The 23011-nt window shown below is 55.7% G+C and carries 23 protein-coding genes; 9 read left to right on the top strand and 14 right to left on the bottom strand.

Going from position 1 to position 23011, the window contains the following annotated elements; translation table 11 throughout:
- Positions 1-48: 48 nt before the first annotated feature.
- Positions 49-252 (bottom strand): aa3-type cytochrome c oxidase subunit IV, encoded by a 204-nt coding sequence (locus MICA_RS09320; protein WP_014103503.1) that lies wholly within the window; start codon positions 250-252, stop codon positions 49-51.
- Positions 253-393: 141 nt separating this feature from the next.
- On the opposite strand from MICA_RS09320, the gene MICA_RS09315 reads away from it, so the two are divergent.
- Genes MICA_RS09315 through MICA_RS09305 form a run of 3 tightly spaced genes read left to right on the top strand, consistent with a single transcriptional unit; the run spans position 394 to position 3433 of the window.
- Entirely contained in the window at positions 394-1605 is a 1212-nt protein-coding gene (locus tag MICA_RS09315; protein ID WP_014103502.1) for a DUF2066 domain-containing protein, read from the top strand.
- A complete protein-coding gene (locus MICA_RS09310) occupies positions 1602-2738 on the top strand; it encodes an AI-2E family transporter (RefSeq protein ID WP_014103501.1) in 1137 nt (378 codons plus the stop codon). Before MICA_RS09315 ends, MICA_RS09310 begins: the two co-directional genes overlap by 4 nt.
- Positions 2735-3433 (top strand): HdaA/DnaA family protein, encoded by a 699-nt coding sequence (locus tag MICA_RS09305; protein ID WP_014103500.1) that lies wholly within the window; start codon positions 2735-2737, stop codon positions 3431-3433. The genes MICA_RS09310 and MICA_RS09305 overlap by 4 nt, the downstream gene beginning before the upstream one ends.
- On the opposite strand, the gene MICA_RS09300 is transcribed toward MICA_RS09305, so the two are convergent.
- From MICA_RS09300 to MICA_RS09275, 6 genes are all read right to left on the bottom strand, one after another.
- Positions 3430-3960 (bottom strand): SixA phosphatase family protein, encoded by a 531-nt coding sequence (locus tag MICA_RS09300; RefSeq protein WP_014103499.1) that lies wholly within the window; start codon positions 3958-3960, stop codon positions 3430-3432. The genes MICA_RS09305 and MICA_RS09300 overlap by 4 nt on opposite strands.
- A gap of 64 nt (positions 3961-4024) precedes the next feature.
- The gene (locus MICA_RS09295) at positions 4025-5032 is read right to left on the bottom strand and encodes an ROK family protein (RefSeq protein ID WP_014103498.1); all 1008 of its coding nucleotides are present in this window, start codon (positions 5030-5032) and stop codon (positions 4025-4027) included.
- Between the two features lie 20 nt (positions 5033-5052).
- Positions 5053-5715: an HAD family hydrolase gene (locus MICA_RS09290; protein ID WP_014103497.1), complete on the bottom strand. Its 663-nt coding sequence runs from the start codon at positions 5713-5715 to the stop codon at positions 5053-5055.
- Positions 5716-5820: 105 nt separating this feature from the next.
- Positions 5821-6273: a hypothetical protein gene (locus MICA_RS09285; RefSeq protein WP_148260461.1), complete on the bottom strand. Its 453-nt coding sequence runs from the start codon at positions 6271-6273 to the stop codon at positions 5821-5823.
- A gap of 47 nt (positions 6274-6320) precedes the next feature.
- Complete coding sequence (gene rnd / locus MICA_RS09280) at positions 6321-7478, bottom strand: ribonuclease D (RefSeq protein ID WP_014103495.1); 1158 nt, start codon at positions 7476-7478, stop codon at positions 6321-6323.
- A 73-nt stretch (positions 7479-7551) separates the two neighbouring features.
- Positions 7552-8148 carry a hypothetical protein gene (locus MICA_RS09275; RefSeq protein WP_014103494.1) on the bottom strand — a complete coding sequence of 199 codons (597 nt, stop codon included), beginning with the start codon at positions 8146-8148 and terminating at the stop codon, positions 7552-7554.
- 185 nt (positions 8149-8333) lie between these two features.
- Here MICA_RS09275 and aspS point away from each other — a divergent pair, with 185 nt between their 5' ends.
- Entirely contained in the window at positions 8334-10145 is a 1812-nt protein-coding gene (gene aspS, locus MICA_RS09270; RefSeq protein WP_014103493.1) for an aspartate--tRNA ligase, read from the top strand.
- Between the two features lie 79 nt (positions 10146-10224).
- Here the strand turns inward: aspS and MICA_RS09265 are convergent, their stop codons facing one another.
- The 3 genes from MICA_RS09265 to MICA_RS09255 form a co-directional block, all read right to left on the bottom strand.
- Positions 10225-10731: an Hsp20/alpha crystallin family protein gene (locus MICA_RS09265; RefSeq protein ID WP_014103492.1), complete on the bottom strand. Its 507-nt coding sequence runs from the start codon at positions 10729-10731 to the stop codon at positions 10225-10227.
- Positions 10732-10944: 213 nt separating this feature from the next.
- Positions 10945-11766 (bottom strand): hypothetical protein, encoded by an 822-nt coding sequence (locus tag MICA_RS09260; protein WP_014103491.1) that lies wholly within the window; start codon positions 11764-11766, stop codon positions 10945-10947.
- 290 nt (positions 11767-12056) lie between these two features.
- Complete coding sequence (locus MICA_RS09255; protein WP_014103490.1) at positions 12057-12911, bottom strand: GGDEF domain-containing protein; 855 nt, start codon at positions 12909-12911, stop codon at positions 12057-12059.
- 294 nt (positions 12912-13205) lie between these two features.
- Here MICA_RS09255 and MICA_RS09250 point away from each other — a divergent pair, with 294 nt between their 5' ends.
- The 3 genes from MICA_RS09250 to MICA_RS09240 all read left to right on the top strand — a co-directional run bounded on the left by MICA_RS09250 (position 13206) and on the right by MICA_RS09240 (position 16174).
- Positions 13206-14195, top strand: coding sequence for a cell envelope integrity EipB family protein (locus MICA_RS09250; protein ID WP_014103489.1), 990 nt, complete (start codon positions 13206-13208; stop codon positions 14193-14195).
- Positions 14196-14354: 159 nt separating this feature from the next.
- A complete protein-coding gene (locus tag MICA_RS09245; protein ID WP_014103488.1) occupies positions 14355-14729 on the top strand; it encodes a response regulator in 375 nt (124 codons plus the stop codon).
- 17 nt (positions 14730-14746) lie between these two features.
- Positions 14747-16174, top strand: coding sequence for a PleD family two-component system response regulator (locus MICA_RS09240; RefSeq protein WP_014103487.1), 1428 nt, complete (start codon positions 14747-14749; stop codon positions 16172-16174).
- A 65-nt stretch (positions 16175-16239) separates the two neighbouring features.
- Here MICA_RS09240 and rpmG read toward each other — a convergent pair whose 3' ends face one another.
- From rpmG to MICA_RS09220, 4 genes are all read right to left on the bottom strand, one after another.
- On the bottom strand, positions 16240-16446 hold the full coding sequence (gene rpmG / locus MICA_RS09235; protein ID WP_014103486.1) for a 50S ribosomal protein L33: 207 nt from the start codon (positions 16444-16446) through the stop codon (positions 16240-16242).
- Between the two features lie 162 nt (positions 16447-16608).
- The gene (locus tag MICA_RS09230) at positions 16609-18360 is read right to left on the bottom strand and encodes an RNB domain-containing ribonuclease (RefSeq protein ID WP_014103485.1); all 1752 of its coding nucleotides are present in this window, start codon (positions 18358-18360) and stop codon (positions 16609-16611) included.
- 65 nt (positions 18361-18425) lie between these two features.
- A complete protein-coding gene (gene rnr, locus MICA_RS09225) occupies positions 18426-20771 on the bottom strand; it encodes a ribonuclease R (protein WP_014103484.1) in 2346 nt (781 codons plus the stop codon).
- A gap of 116 nt (positions 20772-20887) precedes the next feature.
- Positions 20888-21136, bottom strand: a complete 249-nt coding sequence (locus MICA_RS09220; RefSeq protein ID WP_014103483.1) for a hypothetical protein — start codon at positions 21134-21136, stop codon at positions 20888-20890.
- Positions 21137-21281: 145 nt separating this feature from the next.
- Between MICA_RS09220 and MICA_RS09215 the strand changes: the two genes are divergently transcribed.
- Together MICA_RS09215 and MICA_RS09210 are read left to right on the top strand one after the other, a co-directional pair.
- On the top strand, positions 21282-21938 hold the full coding sequence (locus tag MICA_RS09215; protein WP_014103481.1) for a helix-turn-helix domain-containing protein: 657 nt from the start codon (positions 21282-21284) through the stop codon (positions 21936-21938).
- A gap of 66 nt (positions 21939-22004) precedes the next feature.
- Positions 22005-22991, top strand: a complete 987-nt coding sequence (locus MICA_RS09210; protein ID WP_148260459.1) for a hypothetical protein — start codon at positions 22005-22007, stop codon at positions 22989-22991.
- Positions 22992-23011: the final 20 nt, after the last annotated feature.

Raw genomic sequence — 23011 nt, 5'->3', positions numbered from 1 at the left:
CCGTGGGGCCCGGGGGGAAAGCGCAGAAATCCGCCAGAATTTTAGGGATTAGAGCAGGAACAGGGCCATCAGGGCCAAAATGACCACAACGGCGATAATTCCATATTTCGAGTAATGCACAAAAGCGGCCCACAGATTCCGGGCATCCGCCAGGGCGGCCGGATCGACGTCAACAGCGGTGGCAGGGGCGTGGTGGTCGTTATGGTGGCTCATGATCGGCTCTTCTACATAAAGAATGACTGCCTCATCCATACCCTTAAATGCCCATCTGGATCAAGAGGGCTGGATCGAAACCCCCGGGAATGTCATAAAAGGGGGCCATATTCCGGGCCAAATCGCATGGTACAGTCGATGTCCTGGGTATGATCCATTAAGAGGAACGTTGCGACCGCCATGAAGACCCTGTTGAAACATCGTCATCTTGCTTTATCTCTGGCGCTTCTGTGCGGGATACTCGCGGCCCCGGCCGTGCGCGCACAGGGTACAGAGATTGCCGCAGAACCTGTTGCGGGCGCGGTTGAAATGGTCAGTGACCCATTCACCGTCGCCGGCGTCGAAGTGGATGCAACCGCCAAAAACGCGGTCGAAGCGCGCGAAAAAGCCTTCGCCGAAGCGCAGGTCAAAGCGTTCACGCAATTGGCTGAACGGCTGATGCCGGAAGATCAGCGCGCCGGGTTCAAGGCCCCGGATGCCGCCACCATTTCAACCATGATCAATGATTTCGAGGTAACGCAGGAACGTCTGTCCGCCGTGCGGTATGTTGGTACCTATACCTTCCGCTTCAATGCCGATTATGTACGCCAGTATTTGAATATTCAGGGTGTCAGCTATACCGAAATCGCCAGCAAGCCCGTTCTGGTTCTGCCGTTCTTTCAGGTTGGAGCCAGCCAGGTGTTGTGGCGTGATACAAACCCGTGGCTTCAGGCGTGGAACCGGTTGGATCAAACCGGTGGGTTGGTGCCGGTGGCGGTGCCGTTGGGCGATGTGCGCGATGTTGCCAGCATCGGTGATAATGAAGCGCTGACCTATCAACCGGCGGGTCTGGCGGACATGCTGGACCGTTACGGCGCGAATGAAGCTGTGGTTTTGATGGCTGCGCAGAGCGCGGGCGGGCAGGGCTTGGATGTTTTGATCTATCGCACCGATCGGTCCCAGCCGGAATATGTGCAAACGCTGAACATTCCCGCAGGTGCGGATGGTAATGCATTGTCCGATGCCGTGTTTGACCAGGCCGTGCAAGCCGTGCGTCAGGCGTTGCAGAAAGAATGGAAAGCGCAAACCGCCGTTGCCGTAACGGCGGATCCGCAGAGCGTGCTGTCTGCCCGTGTGCCCTTTACGACGATGCAGCAATGGGTGGAAACCCGGAACGCGCTGAAACGGGTGCAGGGTATTGCCGATATGCGCATCCTGTCCGTAACGCCGCGCGAGGCCCGCGTTGAATTTGTGTTTCAAGGTGGCGAAGACCGCCTGCGTCTGGCGTTGTCACAGGCCGATTTGATTTTGTCCCAGCCCTCTGTCGTGACATACGACCCGACCTATGGCGATATGGCTGCGCCACAAACCTATGACTTGATGCTGAAAAAATACGGGAGCCCCTATCAATGACATTGCGCGCACATATGATGTTCTGGACCGCCATGGCGGCCCTGTTTCTGGGGCTGGTCTGGGCTCTGGGCGATGTGCTGGTGCCGTTTGTCATTGGTCTGGCCATCGCCTATCTGCTCGATCCGGTGATGCAGCGCCTGTCCCGCACGGGTATGCCCCGCGCGGCGGCGGCTTTGATTATCCTGCTGTCGTTTTTTGTTGTTGTGATTACCGTTCTGGGTTTGATTATCCCATTTGCCTATCGTGAAGCGGTGCAATTGGCCCAGGCTTTGCCGGGATACGCAGAACAGGCGCGTGTGGCCCTGCAACCTTATTTCGAAACATTGCAGACCCGGTTTGGCGCTGGCGATATGTCTTCCTATCAGGACATGGTGCAAAAATGGCTGGGCCGTGTGTTCAGCGTTGGCGGTGATCTGGTCGGCGGAATTTTGAGTGGCGGACAGGCCTTGGTCGGCATGATTGCGCTTTGCGCCCTGACGCCTTTGGTTGCCTTTTTTATGATGGTTCAATGGGAACCGATTACACGCTGGATCGACGGTATGATCCCGCGGGGGAGCTACACCGTGATTAAAGACTTGTTGCACGATATGAACACCAAGCTGGGCGGTTTTATCCGTGGGCAATTAACCGTGTCCTTTATTCTGGGCATGGCCTATGCGCTGGCGTTGACGATTGCGGGTTTGAATTACGGATTTTTGATTGGTGTGGTCACGGGCATTTTGTCGGTGATCCCGTATGTCGGCTCGACCTTTGGTCTGGTCACCAGTTTGGGGATCGCGTGGTTCCAGACGGGCGGTGACTGGTCCTATATCGGGATCATCGCGGCGATCTTCCTGACCGGGCAGTTTATTGAAGGCAATTTCATCACCCCGCGCATTATGGGCCAGGCCGTCGGCTTGCACCCGTTGTGGATTTTGTTTGCCTTGCTGGCGGGGGGAACCTTGCTGGGGCTGGTGGGCATGTTGCTGGCGGTTCCGGTGGCGGTGATTGTCAGTGTGCTGACCCGTTTTGCCGTGCGTCAGTACAAATCCAGCCTGTACTACAAAGACGGCGCGGCTGTAACGCCGCCCGCAACAGTGGATGTGGCCGTCGATCAGGATGATCAGCCCAAAGACGGGGATCAGCCACAGTGAGTAACGCCAGCGTCCAACAACTGACCTTCGATCTGGGGCACCGTACGGCCCAGGGGCGGGATGATTTCCTGATCGCGCCCAGCAATGCCGATGCCGTGGCATGGATTGATCGTTGGCCCGACTGGCCCGCCCCGGCTTTGGTCCTGCACGGGCCCGCAGCCTGCGGGAAGTCACATTTGGCGGCGGTATGGGCCGATCAAACGGATGCGGTGGCGATTGCGCCATCCGATCTGGCCAAAATTCCGGCGGATGAATTGTTTGCGCGTGGTCCCCATCTGGTCATTGACGGCGTCGATCCGTGGATTGGCGACCGTGCCAGTGAAACAACCTTGTTCCACCTCTACAACATGGCGCGGGAACAGGGGCATACGATCCTGCTGACCTTCCGCACGGCACCATCGCGGTTGGATTTCATTGTGGCGGATCTGGCCTCACGTCTGCGTGCGGCCCCGGCCGTGGCCATTCATGCGCCGGATGAAACTCTGCTGGGCGCGGTTTTGGTGAAAATGTTCGCCGACCGCCAATTGCAAGTGGGGCAGGATGTCATGACCTATCTGCTGCCACGGATGGAGCGGTCATTCGCGGCGGCGCGTGATCTGGTCACGCGGGCGGATGCGTTGGCGCTGGCGCAGAAGCGGGCGATTTCCGTGCCGCTGGTGCGCGATGTTCTGACGCAGATACAGGACGAATTTTAATCGACAATCTCACCGCGGAAATCTTTTCCGGGGATTAGCAGGTTTTTCAAATCGCATTGCGCTGGCAACAGGCTGGCCCATGAATCAATTGGGCAATCCAGCGCGGCCATCGTGCATTCCCGGTAATCCAGTTCCAGCAGCATCAATAAATCCGGCGGCCCCAATCCGGTCAGGAAACGGGCCAGCCCGTGAACCGACGGGTTATGCGATACCAGCATGATATTGCGGTATTTTGAATCCACGCGTTTGATGTGGTCGTATAATTGTCCGGTCGTAGCGAAATACAGTCCGCTGGCATAACCGACGGGTGTATCCGGTCCCAGCGTTTCCTGAATTTTGGCCAGCGTCTGGCGCGTGCGGCGTGCGGGAGAACAGAGGATATAATCCGGCTTAAATTCCATCCGGTCCATCAATTGACCAAGTGCGCGCGCATCGGCCAAGCCCTGACGGGTCAGGGGGCGGTGCTTGTCATCAACCCCTTGCGGGGATGCGGCCTGTGCATGACGGAGAATGTAAAGCTGACGCATGGGTACGATCCTTGCCTATAAGAATAAACCGATAAGGTTAAGGATCAAGCATGTAAATTGCGAATTATGCCGCTTCATCACGGGACCACAGCCATGCGGCACCGCGCACGCCCGATGAATCACCATGGCGGGCTGGGGCGAGGGCGGTGTTGACGTGATCCGAGAAGATATAGCGGCCCCAGATTTTGGGCAGCAGATCGTACAATGCATCAACATTGCTCATCCCGCCACCCAGGACGACGATATCGGGGTCGAGGATGTTGATGACCCCGGCCAACCCGCGCGCCACACGGTCGGCATAACGGTGCAGAGCGGCCACGGCCTTGGCCTCACCCGCTTTCGATGCGGCAATGATGTCGTGGGTGGATATCGCCTCACCCGTTACGCGGTGATAATCGTTTTTAAATCCGGTGCCGGAAATCCATGTCTCCAGACAGCCGCGCCGCCCGCAATAGCACAACGGGCCCGGATATTCGGACAATTTCACATCGTCGGTGAAGTAGGTGTGCAGCGTATCGGTGACGCCCGGTGCGGATTCGAACGCGCTGTATAATGATTGTGCATCGGGGTTATAGACGGTGGGGTACGGCAACGGGTTATGCCCCCATTCGCCACCAATCCCGTTAATGCCCGGCACGGCGCGTCCATCCACCGCAATCCCCGCACCGCATCCGGTGCCAATGATCACAGCGAAGACGACGGATTTTCCCGCGCCCGCACCATCGGTGGCTTCGGACACGGCTAGGCAATTGGCATCGTTTTCGGTCCGGATCGGGCGGCCCAACGCGTCGGACAAATCCTTGTCCAGCGGTTTGCCGATCAGCCATGTGCTGTTGGCATTTTTAACAAGGCCAGTATCGCGTGACACGGTGCCCGGAATGCCGACACCCACGGTGCCGGTTTGGCCCAGCGTGGCTTCCGCCTGTTCGACCAGACTGCGAATGGTGGTGATGGTGGATTCGTATGATCCCTTTTGCGTCGGTACACGCTGGCGGTACAATTCCTTGCCGTTGTTTTTATCCAGGCAAATAATTTCCGTCTTGGTCCCGCCAAGGTCGATGCCGATGCGCATGATGATGCAGTCCGTGTGTTTTAAGGAATCAATTTCTTGCAGATGGCCCGCAATTGCTGAGCATTATACGCGTGATAATGCGCATTCGGTGCGGCAAAGGCCGGATCATCCACAATTTGAATGACGGTGCATCCGGCGGCGACCCCGGCGGTGACGCCGGTTTTGCTGTCTTCAAATACGATGCAGTCTTCGGGGGCAACGCCCAGACGTTCCGCCCCCATCAAATACGGGTCCGGTGCCGGTTTGATCGGGCGGCCCGCGGCCTTGACATCATCCGCGGTCAGGACGAACTGCATGTATGGCAGGCATCCAGTGGCGGTGATGTTCGACAGGGCGATATCGGTTGGGGAATTGGTCACGGCCGCGATGGGCATTTTGTTGCGGATGATATGATTGAAATTATCGACCATGCCGTCGCGCGCCACAACTTCGAACGCGCGTTGCAGATAACCCTTTTTGACTTCCATAACGAAATCATCGGCGGCGATGTTGAAGGTCTTAAATTGTTGGGCCAGCCAGCCATGAATGAAATGATCGTTGGTTCCGGCGAGGATCAGCCAGTCCTGCTTTTCAATTTTTCCGCCATGGGCGGCGGCGACATCTTCCAGCACACCGCGGTTGCGTTGCTCGCAATCGGCTGTGGTGCCATCAATATCGACTAAAACGGCTTGAAACTGTCCCATTGTGCCCGCCCCTGTATTGTTCTGTTTTTAGGATGCGGGACTGTACTCCAAACGGCAGGAACCGGGCAAAATTATTGGTTGTTGCGATGCAAAAATCGGCGGAAATCAGCGTGTTGGTGTGGGCGGCCGCGATGGTTGCGCGGTCTGGATCAGGTTCCATTCATACCCGAACACATAGCGCGACAGGGATGCAGTCTTGAACACACTGGCCAGATAGGCGCGGTCCCGCCGGTTGAGCGGTGTGCCGGATTCCGGGATCAGACAGAACGTATCCTCGATCTGGTTTTTGAATCCTTCATCACTGAGGAGTTTTTTCATTTTGATCGTGTTGGGATGGTCATCACCCAATGCGGTGCACACGCGCATGACACGATCAAGATAGTTTTCCAGGCGCAGATTGTTGGCGCACAAAATGCGATAAAGGGGCCACAGCGCTTGTTCCCCGGTGCCCCCGCGTACAGCGGCGGCAAAGGCGGGAAGTAATGTCACGCGCAATTCATAATGGTCAATGCTGTCTGATGTGTGCCTGTCATCCATGATCCGCAGACTAGCCGTCATGTGCTGTCATGGCCAGATGAATTGTTTTTGCAATGCGGGGATTGGGGTTATTGCACCGGAATCCGGCGGATACCCTGGCGCCCATCAACGCCCAGGGCGATCTTGCCGTGTTTCAGGGCCAGGGCTTCGCGTCCGAAAACTTCAAACCGCCATCCCTTCATCGGGGCAACGTCGGCATCGTCATCACGGGCAATGGCTTCCAGTTCGTCCGGGTCGGCGATCAATCGCGCGGCCACTTCATTTTCGGCGGCGACAATGCGCAGGAGAAGCTTCATCATCTCCACCACCGGCACCATCGACATGGGCAATGGCTTTTTCTTCTCAATCACCGGGACCAGTTCCTTGGGCAGGGCCAGCCCAGCCTCGACGGCTTCCAAAATGGCTTTGCCCAGTTTGCCGCGTGCGACATCTTCGCCGATATTGCGGATATGTTTCAATTCATCCGGTGTGCGCGGGCCATGCACGGCCAGGTCGGCCAGCGTCTCATCGCGCAGGATGCGCCCGCGCGGAACGTTACGGCGTTGGGCCTCGCGCTCGCGCCATGCGGCGACTTCTTTTAACACGGCCAAGGCTTTTGGTTTCTCGGTGCGTAGTTTAATGCGCTTCCACGCCGTGTCGGGCGGGTTGGTATAGGTGGCGGGGTCGGTCAGGATGTTCATTTCCTCGTTGACCCAGCTGGTGCGATCACGTTTTTTCAAATCGTGATCGAGCTTACGGTATACATCGCGCAGCCATGTCACGTCATCCAACGCGTATTTGACTTGTTTGTCCGACAACGGACGGCGGGACCAGTCGGTAAACTGCGCGCCCTTGTCCAGTTTCTGGTGGCAGATTTCCTGCACCAGATTGAGGTATCCAATTTGATCCCCGAACCCGCACACCATGGCGGCGACCTGGGTGTCAAACACAGGTGTGGGGATGGACCCCATCATGTTAAAGAAGATTTCCAAATCCTGTCGCGCGGCGTGGAACACTTTCAACACGGCGCGGTTCATCATCAATTCATACAGCGGCGTCAGATCAATGCCCTCGGCCAGCGGGTCGACGGCATAGGGTTGACCATCGGGCGAGGCAACCTGAATCAGGCATAAAACCGGGAAATAAGTTTTATCGCGCAGGAATTCCGTATCGACCGTTATGAACGGGTGCTGTGCCAGATCATGGCACAGGGTTTTTAATTCATCGGTCGCGGAAATAATGGTCATTCGCTTTATGGTAATAGTGTGAAGGGCCGGATCATATTGGCAGAAGCCCGCCTGATGGTCCAGAGCTAAGCCATTATTCCGGCCTCGGGCCGTTCTTGTCCTTATTCCGGGGGCGCAAGGTATAAATATTGCCATCCTGGCTGTACAGGCTGGTGCGGTCGAGCGCAGCCTGATCCATTGGGGCGGGGGTGTAGGGGATATCGGCTGTATCGGCGGCTGTATTGGCACTGGCGACGATGGGGCCGGTTTCCGATGTCCGCTTCCGCGAGGCGGCCAGAATATCCTCAATCAGGGCCCAGCCCATATTGACGCATGTGGTGACCTGTTCCCGGGCAATCACATGAACCAGCGCCCCGTGCTTCTGCAGGGCGACGTGGCGGAACGCACCGGAACAATGGCTGTTCTGAAAGATGAAACCGGACAATTCCATGCTGATTTTCGAGGATTGGCCATAGGTTTGCAGGACGTTCTGCTTGTCCTGTGCGGTGGTTGGCGTGGCGGCGCGGAACGCGCGTGTCAGGTCAATAATGCGATCAATGTCGTCCACGATGCGCTGGTGCACTTTTTGGGGGGCGTCTTCGGTCCCGGCAAAGGGGGCGCAATCGGCGCGGATGGCGCTCAGGCGCTCCTCCTGAATGTCCAGAAGCTGCTTAAATTTATCACTCAACATAACGCGATCCCTGACTTTTTATTGTAAATGATTATGAATAACTGCGCTTTTAGCCAAGGGGATAGGGTTTGTCACGCTTTTTTGCGCCTTTTGGGGGTGAAAACCCCATTGTTTCTTGAATTTCCGGGGGCTTAGGGCTATTGTCCGCCCCTGTATTTCTTCACTTTTGACGGGGTTTTATGACCATGCACGCCTATCGCACCCATAAATGCGGCCAACTGACGAAAAAGGACGAGGGCCAGACGGTGAAACTGTCCGGCTGGATCCATCGCAAACGCGACCATGGTGGTGTGCTGTTCATTGACCTGCGTGATACGACGGGCCTGACCCAATGCGTGGTGGACCAGGACAGCCCGCAATTGCAGGAAATCGAAAAATGGCGCCCTGAATCCGTTATCACGATCGAAGGTCGTGTAAAGGCGCGTCACCCTGGCACCGAAAACGCCAAAATGACCACGGGCGATATCGAGGTGTATATCGACAACGCCATCCTGCAATCCGCCGCTGACGTCCTGCCGTTGCAGGTCGCGGACGAAGACAACGCGGGCGAGGACATCCGCCTGAAATACCGTTTCCTCGATCTGCGCCGCGAAGGGATGCACAAACGCATCCGCCTGCGCAACAACGTGATTGCATCCATGCGTCGCCGCATGTGGGACCAAGGGTTCCAGGAATTCAACACCCCGATCCTGACCGCGTCGTCACCGGAAGGGGCGCGTGACTATCTGGTGCCGTCGCGTCTGCACCCGGGCAAATTCTATGCTCTGCCGCAAGCGCCGCAGCAGTTCAAGCAATTGCTGATGGTGTCCGGTTTTGACCGTTACTTCCAAATCGCGCCATGCTTCCGTGACGAAGATGGCCGTGCCGACCGTCTGGCCGAATTCTACCAGCTCGACGTTGAAATGGCGTTCGTGACCCAAGAAGAAATCTTTGCCACCATGACCCCGGTGATTGATGGCGTGTTCAAGGATTTCGCCAACTGGACCGGAACCGATCACCGCGTTGAATGGTTGCCGAACCTGACCTATGCCGACGCCATGTCCAAATATGGTTCGGACAAGCCGGATCTGCGCAACCCGTTGATCATCGTTGATGTGACCGAAGTGTTTGCGCGCGAAGACGTGACGTTCAACGCGTTCAAGGGCGTTTTGGCCAAAGGCGGCGTGGTGAAAGCCATCCGTGCGCCGGGTGTGGCCGGCCAACCGCGCAGCTTCTTTGATAAGCTGAATGACTGGGCCCGTGGCGAAGGGGCCGCAGGTTTGGGCTATATCCAGATCGAAGGCGGCGAAGGCAAAGGCCCGATCGCGAAATTCGTTCCGGCTGAGGCGCTGGCCGTGCTGAAAAACATTGCCGGCCTGCAAGATGGCGATGCGATCTTTTTCGCCTGTGATATGCCGGAAAAGGCCGCGAAATTCGCGGGTAAGGCTCGCGACCGTATCTGTGATGACATGGGTGTGCGCGAGAAGGGCGTTTACAAATTCTGCTGGGTCGTTGATTTCCCGATGTACGAAATGGATGAAAAATCCGGCAAGGTTGATTTCTCGCACAACCCGTTCTCGATGCCGCAGGGCGGAATGGATTCGCTGGAACACAAAAACCCGCTGGATATTCTGGCGAACCAGTATGATTGCGTGTGCAACGGCTTTGAACTGGCGTCGGGTGGTATCCGGAACCACAAGGCCGAGATCATGGAAAAGGCCTTCGCCATTGCCGGGTATGGCAAGGATGTGCTGGAGAAAAAATTCGGCGGTATGCTGAACGCCTTCCGCTACGGCGCACCGCCGCACGGTGGCTGTGCCTTCGGGATTGACCGTATCGTCATGCTGCTGGCCAACGAACCGAACCTGCGCGAAGTCTATGCCTTCGTGATGAACGGCGCGTATGAAGACCAGATGATGCAGGCCCCAAGCGATCCGACCCCGGAACAATTGCGCGACCTGCATTTGAAAGTTGTTATGCCGGTGAAGGTTGAAACGGCGGAAAAGAAAACCGCTTAATCGCCATATCGATTAAGAATTGACCCCCGGTGTGGATTCACGCACCGGGGGTATTCTTTTGCCGTTTTTCGGACGGTATCTATTGCACATCCTTGATGGCGATTTTTTTCGTTTCCGGGCGTGCGGCCTTGTTGCGGCCAATGCTGACGGTCAGAACGCCATCTTTCATCGTGGCCTCAACCGCATTCTCGTCCGCGTCGTCGGGCAGTTGTAGCAGGCGTTTAAAGCTGCCGTAACGGCGTTCGATGCGATGGAACGTTTTTCCTTCGGTTTCCGACTCAATGGTTTTCTGTCCCGACAGAGTCAGCAGCCCATCTTCCAGCGTGATGTCCACATCCTTGCGGTCCACGCCGGGCAGATCAGCGGCAATGATATAGGCCGCATCGGTTTCGCTGATATCGATATTCAGCCCCAGCGTCCCGCCGGTCATGGCAGAATTCGGCGATACCGTGCGGTCAAACCCGTCGCTGAAAAAGCTGTCGAATAATTTGTCAACTTCGCGGCTGAATTCTTCCCATCCGCGCAGGCCCGGATGATCGGAGGTCAGCGTTTTGCGTTGAAACGGTACAAGATTTGAGAACGCCATTGTGGGCCTCCTACGTGTGTTTTTTCCAAGACTTGTTTACGCAGGCTGGAACGGGTCGCCAGTATTCACGGACCCCACACGCTTTACGCGACACGGCTGGCCTGCAAACCACCCGATAGAAGTGATTTAGGCACTTGGTGTAAAACGTCAAGCTGTCCCGTAGATATGACAGTACGGGATCAATCTTACAGAAAAATTACAGAGCTTAAGGAATTAGGGCCGGGGGCGTGGATATTTACGGGCACGTGTGTATTCAGCGTGACGCAAATCCTGTTCTGCGGCCAGAGCAGCATTGAATTCCGCATTTAAATCATGCGTTTTCGTATATTGCGAAAAAGTGCCGCGCAAATTCAGATTGTTACGCATAAAGCTAAATTTTTCGAATAAATCTTCCATTTGCGACGTTGGGTCCGGCAGGTTCACCAGTTTTTTATCCTGCACGGGGTCCTGCCAGTAGTTGTAATCTTTCACGCTCATCTGCAACAGCCACGGTTCAAAATCTTCGCTGCTGAATGCGGCGTTGATGTAATCGGTGATCATGTCCAGATTTTCGCGCAGGTTGTTCCAGGCATCCAGCCGCCGTCCTTCACGGTCCGGCAGGATCGAAAACAAACGGTCGATGGCTGGATAGAAGAGTTGTGCGCCCCGTCTGATTTGCTGATGCAAAGTGTGCATGGTCACGGTATGGGCCAGCGGTTGGTTGTCGCCGCACAGCGCATAATCGGCGGGCAGTAATCCGCAATAATTCGGCGATAACAAATTGGCCCCATAGCGGATCAGATTTTTTACGGCCCGGTCAATGCTTCCGGCGTGCATATCGCTTTTGGGTTCCAGATGGATTAAATACTGCAACGCTGTGCCGCCCAGCGGGTCGATGGGATGGTCTGGGGCCAGGCCTTGTTGCATCAGCCCGCACATGGCGACGTGATCCAGGCTCTTCAGCGCCTTGTTCCATGGGGCGCAGACCATGTCTTCGTCCATCAGGGGAAGCAAGGCGGTGTTGAAAGAGCTTGTCAGCGACAAACGGTCAGGCATCTGATTTTTTGCTCCTGAAGCGGGGCCCAATCCCCGTTTTTCATATTTATGGTTTTAAGGCCACGCTGAACGAAAAGCAAGATTTTCTGAAAAGGTTAATTTGGGGGTCGGTTGGCCCCCAAAAGAAGAGCCCGGCTTGCATGGGGGACGCAAGCCGGGCTGGGGGATCGCCTGTTGCCCTGGGGTTTGGGGTTGGGTCAGGGGGCAACACGGGGTGGCGACTGGAAAACCATGGAATGGTGGGCGGGGTTAGGCCCCCGGATATTCCCGGCGCATTCCTTCTTTTCCCCCTATCGGTTGGCCGGGTCCGGCACGGATGTGCTGTGGACCGGGTATGAAAGGGATCGGCTGCGCGCGGCCTTGGTCTGGTACATGCGCGCATCGGCATCGCGGATGATCAAATCAATCTGGTCCCCGGCACCGAAATTTTTCAAACCGACACTGGCGCGGATCGGGATCAAATCGCCATACCAGGCCAGTGACAGATTGTTCAATCGTGCCGCAATGGTTTGGGCGCGGGCGGTGGCGTCATCGCGTGTGGTGTTGGACAGCAACAGGATGAATTCATCCCCACCCATACGGGCGGCGGTGTCCATGGCGCGAATTTCATTCTGCAATGTCCGGCCCACCAGGCGCAGGCACGCATCACCCGCCAGATGGCCGTGTGTGTCGTTGGTGGTTTTGAAGTTGTCCAGATCAATCATCACCAACAGCCCGCCATTTGATTTACCGCGATTGCACAGATCCAGCTCGCGTTCAAAGGCTTCAAAGAAACCACGGCGATTTTTCAACCCGGTTAGATCGTCGGCCGTGGCCAGATCTTCCAGCATGAAAATGCGCTCCTGCTGGGCACGAATTTTGGATTCGGCTTGGTCGATAATGCTGTTGGCATGGCGGAGCAGGGCGACAGTCGCGCTCATCTTTCTCCACCATCCTTCGCGCTCCATATTGTGGTTGTGAACCAGATTGGTGATGATCTTGTGCTGTTGGTCGGCGTGATCCGGATCTTGATGTCCATTCCCGACGGGCCGCGCGCGGGTGACGCTGTCGCGGTACATGCGATTGACCAATGTGGTCGAAATTGGATTGGTCCCGGTGTTGGTGACCAGATCCTGTTGCGTTGGATATGTGATGTCGGTTGTCATTGCTACGCATTCCCTTCCGTCGAATACACCCCTTATTACGAACCGGCGTCCCCTTGTGGGGTTGATTGCCCGTTCGGTTTTAATATTGCGAAAGCTGTGCCAGTTTTTGAGGGGTTAAAATTGAGCGTTTTCAAGGGTCTGGCGCGTGGCCTGCCGGGCGGGCGGGGCCGGAATGGCGCGTTTTTCCCGGTCGATTATGGACACTAGGCGTTTTTTGCCCGGTTGGTCCCCGCCCGCTTTTTCGGGTATGATGCCGCAGTAGTCGTTTTCATGAAGGGCGTATAGATAAAGCCAATGATGCGGATTTGGACACTTATTCTGTTGGGCAGTGTGGCTGTGGCGGGGCTGGCGGCGTATGGCGCTGTGACGTTCCTGCGCGACGTGCCGGGCGCTAACGTGTCGCTGGATGATCCGGTGATGGGCGCGGCCCGCGATGAAAAGCCGGCCAAGTCCGCCAAAGCCCGCAAAAACCTGGCGCAGGTTTACAAGGATGAAATGGCGAGCATCGTCCCGCACAAGGCCATCTATAACATTGAGATGGTTGAGCGCCGCAGCGGGTCACAGGTTTTGAACATCAGTGGTCAGATGTATTTCGAATTGAAAAAGACCTGTGATGCGTGGATCAGCGATCATCGTTTTAACATGCTGTATGAATACGCCGATACGCCGCCCATGCGGATTACCAGTGATTTTGCGACGTATGAACAACTGGACGGTGACACGTTTGATTTCACATCCCGTCGTCGCCGCGATGGTACGGTGTTCCAGGAGTTGCGCGGCCGTGCAACCGTTGATTCCAAGGGCGGCAAGGCTGAGTTCAGCAAACCCGATGGGTTGGATTATCGTTTGTCGCCCGATATCTTGTTCCCCATGGGGCACACATTGGCCACGTTAAAGGCCGCACGGGATGGTAAAACGTTTCTGACCCTGCCCATGTTTGATGGCAGTGACGAAGAAGGCCCGGTGGATGTCAGTGTCTTCATCGGCAAAAAAATCAATGCCATGGATGAGCGCAGTTTCGGCACAACCGTCGACCCAACATTGGTCAACACGCCGGCATGGCGGATGCACCTGGCGTTCTTTCCGCAATCCAATCCCGAACCGCAATCGGATTACGAAATGGATGCGGTGTTCCACGACAATGGCATGATCAGCCATATGTATGTCACCTATGATGAATTTTCGGTGACGCAAAGTCTGGTGGCCCTGGAAAAACTGCCCGTCGAGGATTGTGGGGCCGTTGGCGGCCATCGCAATGGTGCCCAGCCCAAGTCGGTGAAATAAAGCCCCGAAATAAAGATCTGCAATATGGTAAGTGCGCCGTTTTCTTAACGGTTTGGCAATAACTTGGGCCCTATCTTTGGGCAGGGGAATCCTTCCAAAGACACCATCCGGGCGATTCGTCCATCCACGGTAAGCCTTTCTGAAAAGATTTGAGCGCGCATGACAAAAAAAGTCCTGATTGTTGAAGACAACGAACTGAACATGAAGCTGTTCCGCGATTTGCTGGAAGCCCATGGCATTGCCACGGTCGACACCAAAAACGGGAACGAGGTTCTGGATCTGGCGCGTCGCGAAAAACCCGATTTGATTTTGATGGACATTCAGTTGCCGGAAGTATCCGGGCTGGATGTGACACGCTGGCTGAAGGCGGATGCGGAATTGAAAGTCATTCCCGTGATCGCCGTAACGGCCTTCGCCATGAAAGGCGATGAGCAAAAAATTCGTGAAGGCGGGTGCGAAGATTACATTTCGAAACCGATTTCCGTGATGCATTTTATTGAAACGATCCAGAAATATCTGGGCGCAACACAGTGATTTTGTGAATCTGAACCATGTCTGCACGCGTTCTTGTCGTTGATGATATTCTGCCGAACGTAAAGCTTCTGGAAGCCAAGCTGTCCAGCGAGTATTACGACGTTCTCACCGCGACCAGTGGGGAGGAAGCGCTGAACCGTGTGGCACAGGACAGCCCCGATATCGTTCTGCTGGATGTAATGATGCCCGGCATGGACGGGTTTGAAGTGTGTAAACGGATCAAGGCCAATCCCGCGTCGGCGCATATTCCTGTTGTCATGGTTACGGCCCTGACCGATGCGGCTGAACGCATTCGCGGACTGGAAGCCGGCGCCGATGATTTTCTGTCCAAGCCCGTCAATGATGTGGCCCTGATGGCCCGTGTGCGGTCACTGGTGCGGCTGAAGATGACGGTGGATGAATGGCGTGTGCGTGAAAATACTGCGACGCAATTGGGTGTGACCGATGACAACAAGACGGTCATGGATGAATCTTTTGAAAACGCGCGCATCCTGCTGGTGGAAGATCAGAATTTCGAAACCGACAAGATCACCAAGACGTTTCAGGTGGATCAGGACCATATTGTATCCGTTACCGGTGGCATGGCTGCGATCGAAGAAACGTCGAAATCCGATTTTGACCTGTTGATCGTCAGTCTGAATTTAAAATCCGAGGATGGCTTGCGCCTGTGTTCGCATCTGCGGTCCAATGAACGTACACGCGCCATCCCGATTTTAATGGTCGCCACGGACGAGGATATGCAGCGTATTGCCCACGGGCTGGAAATTGGCGCGCATGATTATATTTTGCGCCCGATCGACCGGAACGAGCTTCTGGCCCGTGCCCGCACACAAATTCGTCGCAAACGGTTCCAGGACCGCTTGCGTGCGAATTACGAAATCAGCCTGTCCATGGCGCTGACCGATTCTCTGACGGGCCTGTATAACCGTCGCTATCTCGAAGTCCATTTGCAGAAATTGCTACAGAAAAACGAGCAGTCGAAGAAGACGCTCTGCGTTCTGATGATGGATATTGATAAGTTTAAAGGCGTCAACGACACCTATGGTCACGGGGTGGGGGACGAGGTTTTGAAAACCTTTGCCTATCGCGTGAAAGATTCGTTGCGCTCGTTTGACCTTGTCGCCCGGATGGGGGGCGAAGAATTTGTGGTGATCTTGCCGGATGTGACGGATGACATGGCTCAGTTTGTGGCTGAACGTCTGCGCCGCTCCATCGGGGACAAGCCGTTTAATGTGAATATTCCTGCGGGCGCTCTGACTGTGACGACGTCAATCGGCGGGGCGATTATCCGTTCTGGTGACCACACGGTCCAAAGTGTGCTGGAGCGGGCGGATAAATGTTTGTACGCGGCCAAGAATGGCGGGCGGAACGTGACGATCTTTGAAGATATCGGCCCGCTGGACCCGGACAAATTCCGGCAAGAGGCCCGGCAGATGATGGAATAATAAAAAGGGCGCCGATGGCGCCCTTTTTGAATTCATATGCAAATCCAAAACTATTTTTTGGACTCTTATTTCTTTGAGGGAGGCATTTTCTTCTGTTCGAACAGAACGTGCGCGCCTTTTTTACCGGTTTCCGGGTGAATGGCCCACGGGTCGAACTTTTTCAGCTCGAGCTTCTTGCCTTGCGCTTTCGCGTTTTGTTTCGTGTAGTAACGGAAGCCCGTACCTGCGGAGCTTTCCATGCGCACTTTAACGGCGTTGCCTTTTTTAGCCATTTTCTCGGTCCTTCAAGAACACTTACAAATTTGAAATCAGGTCGTCATATTGCGGATTTCGCCCGGAAAGTCAACAAATGAAATGGAAAATATCCGCGCTTTTCGATGGCCAAACCCATAAAAAATCCGGGAAAGTCCCGGATTTCTTAAGGTTTTAGGATTTTACCCGTTTTTGGGGGCCTGTTTCCGGTCCTTTTGGGCCATGGGCTGAAGGGTCCCGCCTTTGGGGTAGGTATACCCGTCCATGGCGATGGAGAAGGTTCCGGTCAGCGGGTTACAGGACAAAATGCGCACCGGCACATTGTCGTTGATCCCGATCACCGTGCCCATATCGTCCACCAGCTGGCGTTTCTTCATATTGATGCGGAAATCATCCGCCGGGACAAAGGATTTGTCGACGGTCAGTTTCAGGGGCGTATTTTCAAACGCCAGAACCAGCGCACCATCCTTTTTGATGTCCTTCAGCGTGGCCTGATGCACCGGGCCTGTTTTATGCAGGAAGGCCAGGGCGTAGCGGTCGGTGGCGATGCGATACACGGCATCGGCCTGGTTATCCAGTGCATTGATCGCGGCGGCCTGATTGAACATGGATTTCAAATCAACATCCTTGGCCATGCCGCCTTCGCCCAGATTAAAGGCAGAGATCAGTGCGCGGTGAACCTGCAAATCCGGGTAACGGCGGATGGGCGAGGTGAAGTGGCAATATGTTTTCAACGCCAGACCAAAGTGGCCCGTTTCGTTAATGGCATATTCGCCACGGTTGATCAGCTTCATCGCGGCCGAGCGGATTTTATCATGCTTGTCGGCATAGGCCGGATCATCCAGCATTTTGTTGATATCGGCCAATGTCCATTCTTCGCCATGGCGTTTGGTGATGCCAGCAGCGGAGAGCAGGGCTTTGGCTTTCGTCACTTGGTCTTCGGCCGGTTCTTCGTGCACACGGGTCATAACCGGGTACTGGCCGTGGGCCAGCAAGTCCCGCGCCACGACACAGTTGGCCAGGCACATTAATTCCTCGATCAGCTCACGCGAACCTTCACGGTTGTCGTCCTTCACGAAGCCGTTGACGAAGCCATCCGCGCCAATCGTGCTGGACATTTTGCCAAAGCTGAATTTCAGCTTGCCACGGTTCATCGCATTCTGGTTCAGGATTTCATAAACTTCGTGCAAGGGCGGGATCAGCGTATCGGCAACGGATGGAACGCCGCTTAATTCACCGGCCAGAAATTCATCCACGCCTTCATAGGTCAGGCGCGCGCGGGAACGGATAATGGCGCGGCTATAGGAACTGTCCAGTACATCGCCATCCTTGTTCACGCGGATATGCGCAACCAGCGCATAGCGGTCAACATTCGGTTTCAGCGAGCAGGCCTGTTCAGACAATTCATTCGGCAGCATATGCACCGCACGATCCGGCGGATAGACCGAGAAACCGCGGGATAAAGCCTGATCGTCCAGCGCACTGCCCGGGCGGACATACCAGGCGACATCGGCAATCGCGACATTGACCAGATATCCGCCAACATTATCGGCGGCGGTGTCGGGTTCGGCATGAACGGCATCATCGAAATCGCGTGATGTAATGCCATCAATCGTCACGAACGGAATATGGGTCAGATCCTTGCGCACGGCGGAACTGTCAACGGTTTGAACCACGGTTGTGGCCTCGGCCACAGCGGCGGCGTCATGCGGCTCCTTGATTTTAAAACTGTTCAGAACCGCCGTTGTAATGGTGGATGCTTTGAACGCATCGGGGTCGGTTGGGGTTTGGTCGTTGGTGGCGGCAATGCTGACTTTGATCGATTGCGCGGTCGGGGAAATATTCCGGCCCCGCGGTGCGCCGCCATTACCGTTGCTGTTTTTGCGTCCGTTGTTATGCGCGTGGTTGTTATTGGTTTGTTTTTTCTTAGCCACGATGGATACGCTCCCTGTTCTAACTGGGTTTAGAGTGGTGCAAAGGGGGGCGGCCGTTCAATACGCTAACGGCGCTTTTTCCCTCCACGTTTTGGTCCGCCCGGCTTTTTGCCCGGCTGACCATCCGAAGCACCCCGAAATCCGCCGCCTTGCCCTTTGCGGTGGCTTGGCTTGCCGGACCCCTTGCGCGGGCCGCCTCTATGGAATGGTTTCTTCTTAGAGGGTTTTCCAGAATTATGCAAAGTTTTCTTGAAGGTTAACCCGGGAATATCGGCCCCTTCGGTGCCAATAACCGCGAAAACTGTCCCTCCGGTCAGGGGGTCGGCTTCTTTAAGCTGCACCGCAATAGAGGCGCCAAGGCGGTAAATCCGGCCCGAACGCTGCCCGATCAGGGCGTGCTGGTCTTCGACATGGTCATAGAAATCGTTGGGCAGGGTGCGGATGGGCACAATCCCGTCCGCGCCGCTTTCATCCAGCGTGACGAACAGGCCAAAGCGGGTCACGCCGCTGATCCGCCCCGAAAACTGCGCCCCCACTTGGGTGGACAAGAAGGTGGCGGCAAAGCGGTCCACCGCATTGCGCTCGGCTTCCGCCGATGTGCGTTCGGTTTGGGAAATGTGGTCGGCGATTTCTTCCATCTGCACGACTTCTTCATCGCTCAATCCGCCGGGGCCGAGGTTCCACGCGCGGATCAAACTGCGGTGCACGACCAAATCGGCATAACGGCGAATGGGGGATGTGAAGTGCGCGTATTTTTCCAGCGCCAGACCAAAGTGCCCGATATTGTCCGGGTGATAAATAGCCTGCGCCTGGGACCGCAGGATCATCTGGTGCACCAGATGGCCGTAGGGCAGTTTATCGGCCTGACGCAAAATGCCGTTCAATTGCGCCGGGCGAATGACTTGCCCACGCGGCAAAGACAGGCCAAAGCTGTCGATAAAATCGGCGGCGGCGTCAATCTTCTCCGGGCTGGGGCGATCGTGAATGCGGTACATGCACGGGGCTTTACGGGCCTCCAGCGCCATGGCCGCGGCCACGTTGGCCAGAATCATAAATTCTTCGATCAGTTTGTGGGAATCGTAGCGCGCCCGCACGGCCACGCCGGTCATTTCGTTTTTATCATTCAAAACGATTTTGCGTTCGGGAATATCCAGATCCAGCGCGCCGCGCTCATTGCGCGATTTTTGCAGGACTTCATACACTTCATACAGCGGGTTGATGACCTCATCCATCAACGGTCCGGTGATGGCATCAGGTGTGCCATCGCGGGCGGCTTGGACCTGTTCGTAAATCAGGCGAGCCTTGGATCGCATCAATCCGCGCACGAATTTGTATTTCTGCAGATTGCCGTGATCGTCGATCCACATATGCACGGCCATGCAGGCGCGGTCTTCGTTCGGGCGCAGCGAGCAGAGATCGTTGGACAACGCTTCCGGCAGCATCGGTACGACGCGGTCGGGGAAATAGGTGGAGTTGCCGCGACGATAGGCTTCGCGGTCCAGATTGCTGTCCGGGCGGACATAGAAGGCGACGTCAGCAATGGCGACGATCAAATGGTACCCGCCATTTTCGGTATCTTTTTCGGCAAAGACCGCGTCATCGAAATCGCGCGCATCAATGCCGTCAATGGTGACCAGCGGCCAGCGGCGCAAATCATCGCGCTTGTCCAATGTCGGCACCGTCATTTTTTCCGTTTCGCGGATGACCGCGTCGGGGAATGTTTCGCGCAAGCCGGCTTCGTTCAACGCCAGCAGGCTGATCGCCTTTGGATCATTGCGCGATCCAATAATTTCCTTCACGCGCACCTTGCCGTTGCGCACGCCGCGGCTGGGCTGGATTTCGGCGACGACCAGATCGTTTTCATCCGCGCCGTTCAAATCCTTCTGCGCGATGTCGAAATCAAACTTGGCCTTCTTGTTCGCGGGGCGCAGGATAAAGCCGCTTTTCGTGCGCACGACCAAACCCATGACGCGGCCGCGTTCGGTATCCAACTGGCGGATCACGCGGGCTTCGTACATGTTCGGCGCAACGCGGCTCAGTTTGACCAGCGCGCGATCGCCGGGGGTAAGGGCCGGGTGGCCCTTGTTCATGTCAGGCGTGATTTCAATGCGCGGGGCAGGGCCTTGATATTCCTCGCTCCAATCCACCGGGCGGGCCAGCGTGTCACCGTCCAGATCGATGTCGGTGACTTCGATAATGGCCACGGCGGGCAGGGCTTCGGGAATGGCGTAGGCTTGGCCCGGTTGTTTGATGATGATGCCGTCATCTTCCAGCATGCGCAGCGCGTCTTTTAATTCGACGCGTTCCTGCTCGCCGCGGATGTTCAGGGCTTCGGCAATCTGGCGCTTGGTCAGCGGCTCGGGACTGGCGTTGAGGAGGTCGGTAATGGCAGAGGGGTCAAATTTTTTCATATATAAATGGATAGCACGAAAGCGGTCTTTTGTACGGAGAAACGTGGGGCGATAACAAAACCGGCCACCGATTTTTGGCGGTGGCCGGCTTGCTTGTGTGTGCGTGTGTAGCGTTTTTAAATGTACGCAGAAAACTCAATAACGTTGCTTTGGTCTCCGTCTGCGGCTTCAGGCATCAGCATTTGAAACCCGGTTTCCAGCTCCTCCCCGAGCAGGCTGGCGATGCGGTGGATGTGGCTGATGGCCTTTTCATCCAGCGCGGCGTCATTTTGGCCGCAGAGGAACAGAATCGCATGAATATGATTTACATAATTCTTGCAGCGATCCAGCGCCAGCTGACCACACATCAGTGTGTTGGCATCCATGGTCTTCCCCCCTTCAAGGTGTTCCATTGATCAGTGTGTCAAAATTCAACGATATTTGAACAATATTCCGAAAATCATACAATTGCAACAAAAAACGGTACAAAGTTCAATTTCTTTTGAATTTAGTTCGTGGTAGACTGATTCTATGATTACGAAAGAGCAATGTCGGGCCGGGCGCGGCCTTCTGGGGTGGACACAACAGGACCTGGCCGATGCGGCGGGGATGTCCAAGACGGCTATCAACAATTTCGAACGGGGCACGAATGATGTCCGGGCGGAATCGCTGGAATCAATCCGTCTGGCGTTTGAACGGTCCGATATCGAATTTGTGGGTGACTATGGTGTGCAACGCCGCCGGGACACAGTCAAGGTCCTGAAGGGGGCTGATGCACTGCCTTTATTGTGGGATGATATTTTTGAGACGATGAAGGCCAGCGGGGGTGAGGTTTTGATCGCCAACCTGGACGAACGCCGGTCCCACGAATCGCACCCGGACAAGCTTTTGGCGCATTTGTCGCGGATGAAGGCCCATAACATCACTGAACGCCTGCTGGCGTGTGAGGGCGATGCCTATTTCGTTCAACCGGCTGAATATTATCGTTGGCTGCCGCGCGATGTGTTCCGCGCGGGGATGAGCTCGTTCATCTATGGCGACAAGGTGGCTCTGCAATTATGGCAGGAAGCGATGATCATCGTCGTGAACAGCCGGTCCGCCCATGAAGCGGAAAAACAGCGGTTCGAATATCTCTGGGGCAACGCCATCATCCCTCCGTACGAATCCTCAAAAAAAGATGCAAGCTAGTTGCGTTTGCAACCAAAGATTGTATAATCCGGGATATAGGTGCAGGGCACGGGAACGGTTTTCATTGTGCTAAGCGGTTTTTCGTATGAAAAATTTGATGACCTGATCCACCGGTCCAGCGCGGTCCGGGACGACACCTATCTGAATGCTCCCATTTATTATGTTTTGACCGGACGGCGCGGCGCATGGCTGCACGAAGGCTATGGCGCGGCCATGGTCGTGTGCCGCGATCCGCATAATCCCACGGGCCTGCTGGCTTTCCCCGAGATTGGACAGGAAGCGCGTGGGCGTTTGGCGGCCTCTGTTCTGTGCGGGTTGGACCCGCCACCCGGCGGGGTGCGCCTGGCCCGGTTTACGGACCAGGATCTCGCCCAGTTGGAAAATGCGCTCCGGGCCCGGCGGGATGACCGCGTGGCCCGGATCGAACGCATTGATGAAACGGTGATGGATTGGCGCTATCCGGTCCATGTGCTGGACACCGCGCGCGTGGCGGAGATGAAGGGCACGGCCTTCATGAAAATCCGTAACAAATGCCGCAAGGTGGAAGATGACATTTCAACGCTGTCCTTGTCCGATCCGCGCGCGTTAAAGGCTATGCGTGCCGCCCAGAAATATTGGGAGGGGTCCATGGTTCTGCGCGAACTGGACGATATGGATTTATCGACCTATTACACGATGCTGTTTTCCGTGATTCAAAAATGGCCGCATTTGTTTGGTGGGTTGGTGTTTTTGCGCGGTGATTTTCCGGTTGGGTTCACCGTGTATGACCGCCCGTATATGGGCACGTCAAATCTGCTGGCGAATTTGAGCGATGCCATGATTTCCGGACTGGCGGATTTTCAGGTTGTTGAAACATGCCGGGCCATGGCGGCGGATCATATCGCATGGATGAATTTTGGTGGGTCCGAAACCGAAACGCTGGATAAATTCAAACGCAAATTCATGCCCGTTAAATCCATCACCATCCATTCGGCGGAGGTGCATTACGAACCACGCTTTGATGTGAATGTGCGCACGACGGCGATTTTGGCGGATCAGATGGCGGCGTATTAAAAAGAAAACCCCGAACAGAT

It is taken from the genome of Micavibrio aeruginosavorus ARL-13, assembly GCF_000226315.1.
GTDB lineage: Bacteria > Pseudomonadota > Alphaproteobacteria > Micavibrionales > Micavibrionaceae > Micavibrio > Micavibrio aeruginosavorus_B.
Note: the sequence above shows the minus strand (reverse complement) of the source record. Positions and strands in the feature narration are given on the sequence as shown.

What these genes read in the sequence shown, in the direction of transcription:
- MICA_RS09260 (WP_014103491.1), bottom strand. Translation starts at nt 11,766, where the DNA reads ATGCCTGACCGTTTGTCGCTGACAAGCTCTTTCAACACCGCCTTGCTT.
- MICA_RS09295 (WP_014103498.1), bottom strand. Translation starts at nt 5,032, where the DNA reads ATGCGCATCGGCATCGACCTTGGCGGGACCAAGACGGAAATTATTTGC.
- MICA_RS09250 (WP_014103489.1), top strand. Translation starts at nt 13,206, where the DNA reads ATGATGCGGATTTGGACACTTATTCTGTTGGGCAGTGTGGCTGTGGCG.
- MICA_RS09320 (WP_014103503.1), bottom strand. Translation starts at nt 252, where the DNA reads ATGGATGAGGCAGTCATTCTTTATGTAGAAGAGCCGATCATGAGCCAC.
- MICA_RS09265 (WP_014103492.1), bottom strand. Translation starts at nt 10,731, where the DNA reads ATGGCGTTCTCAAATCTTGTACCGTTTCAACGCAAAACGCTGACCTCC.
- MICA_RS09255 (WP_014103490.1), bottom strand. Translation starts at nt 12,911, where the DNA reads ATGACAACCGACATCACATATCCAACGCAACAGGATCTGGTCACCAAC.
- MICA_RS09275 (WP_014103494.1), bottom strand. Translation starts at nt 8,148, where the DNA reads ATGTTGAGTGATAAATTTAAGCAGCTTCTGGACATTCAGGAGGAGCGC.
- rpmG (WP_014103486.1), bottom strand. Translation starts at nt 16,446, where the DNA reads ATGGCTAAAAAAGGCAACGCCGTTAAAGTGCGCATGGAAAGCTCCGCA.
- MICA_RS09310 (WP_014103501.1), top strand. Translation starts at nt 1,602, where the DNA reads ATGACATTGCGCGCACATATGATGTTCTGGACCGCCATGGCGGCCCTG.
- MICA_RS09300 (WP_014103499.1), bottom strand. Translation starts at nt 3,960, where the DNA reads ATGCGTCAGCTTTACATTCTCCGTCATGCACAGGCCGCATCCCCGCAA.
- MICA_RS09215 (WP_014103481.1), top strand. Translation starts at nt 21,282, where the DNA reads ATGATTACGAAAGAGCAATGTCGGGCCGGGCGCGGCCTTCTGGGGTGG.
- MICA_RS09245 (WP_014103488.1), top strand. Translation starts at nt 14,355, where the DNA reads ATGACAAAAAAAGTCCTGATTGTTGAAGACAACGAACTGAACATGAAG.
- MICA_RS09220 (WP_014103483.1), bottom strand. Translation starts at nt 21,136, where the DNA reads ATGGATGCCAACACACTGATGTGTGGTCAGCTGGCGCTGGATCGCTGC.
- MICA_RS09285 (WP_148260461.1), bottom strand. Translation starts at nt 6,273, where the DNA reads ATGACGGCTAGTCTGCGGATCATGGATGACAGGCACACATCAGACAGC.
- MICA_RS09315 (WP_014103502.1), top strand. Translation starts at nt 394, where the DNA reads ATGAAGACCCTGTTGAAACATCGTCATCTTGCTTTATCTCTGGCGCTT.
- rnd (WP_014103495.1), bottom strand. Translation starts at nt 7,478, where the DNA reads ATGACCATTATTTCCGCGACCGATGAATTAAAAACCCTGTGCCATGAT.
- rnr (WP_014103484.1), bottom strand. Translation starts at nt 20,771, where the DNA reads ATGAAAAAATTTGACCCCTCTGCCATTACCGACCTCCTCAACGCCAGT.
- aspS (WP_014103493.1), top strand. Translation starts at nt 8,334, where the DNA reads ATGCACGCCTATCGCACCCATAAATGCGGCCAACTGACGAAAAAGGAC.
- MICA_RS09240 (WP_014103487.1), top strand. Translation starts at nt 14,747, where the DNA reads ATGTCTGCACGCGTTCTTGTCGTTGATGATATTCTGCCGAACGTAAAG.
- MICA_RS09290 (WP_014103497.1), bottom strand. Translation starts at nt 5,715, where the DNA reads ATGGGACAGTTTCAAGCCGTTTTAGTCGATATTGATGGCACCACAGCC.